Source organism: Streptomyces sparsus, assembly GCF_054776295.1.
In genome coordinates, this window is the sequence record NZ_BAAHCA010001584.1 from 1 (window position 1) to 668 (window position 668).

At 76.3% G+C, this 668-nt stretch carries 2 protein-coding genes; both read right to left on the reverse strand.

All coding sequences use genetic code 11. The annotated features are described in order from the left end of the window. Positions 1 to 242 (reverse strand): TetR/AcrR family transcriptional regulator (locus ACYVE9_RS29735; protein WP_461030967.1); only part of this gene is annotated, 242 nt, incomplete at its 3' end. Then, positions 230 to 668: enoyl-CoA hydratase-related protein (locus ACYVE9_RS29740; RefSeq protein WP_461030968.1), on the reverse strand; the 439-nt coding region annotated here is incomplete at its 5' end. The genes ACYVE9_RS29740 and ACYVE9_RS29735, both read right to left, overlap by 13 nt.

Consider the following 668-nt stretch of genomic DNA (forward strand, 5'->3'; position numbering starts at 1 on the left):
GGCAGCGCGGCCAGCGCGGCCGAGCGGCGTTCCGCGACGTACTCGACGGCCGCGGTGAAGAGGTCCTCGCGGGTCGGGAAGTGGTGCTGGGCCGCGCCGCGCGACACCCCGGCGTACTCGGCGACCACCGTGACGGTGCTGCCGGACCAGCCGTGCTCGGCGAGGCAGCTCACCGCTGACTCCAGGAGCCGCTGCCGGGTGGCGCGGCTGCGGTCCTGCTTGGGGGCGGTCACAGCGCCCATGCGGGGTCCCGGCGTTCGAGGAAGGCGGCCATCCCCTCGCGGGCCTCGTCCGAGCCGAACAGCCGCGTGGAGAGGGCGGCGAGGGTGTCGCCGTCCCGGTCGAAGGCGCGCCGCATCTCGGCCGTGACGAGCTTCTTGGCCTCCGCCAGGCCCTGCGGGGAGCAGCGGCGCAGCGCGTCGAGCATCGGGTGCAGCGTGTTGGCGGTGCTCTCGCCGGCCGCGGTGATCAGGCCGATGCGGGCGGCTTCGGCGGCGTCGAACCGCTCCCCGGTGAGGTAGTAGCGGGTGGCGGCGCGCGGGTCGAGGCGGGGCAGCAGCGGCAGGGAGATGACGGCGGGCGCGACGCCGATGCGGACCTCGGTGAAGGCGAACGACGCCCGGCGGGAGGCGGCGGACAGGTCGCAGGCGCCGACGAGGCCCAGGCCG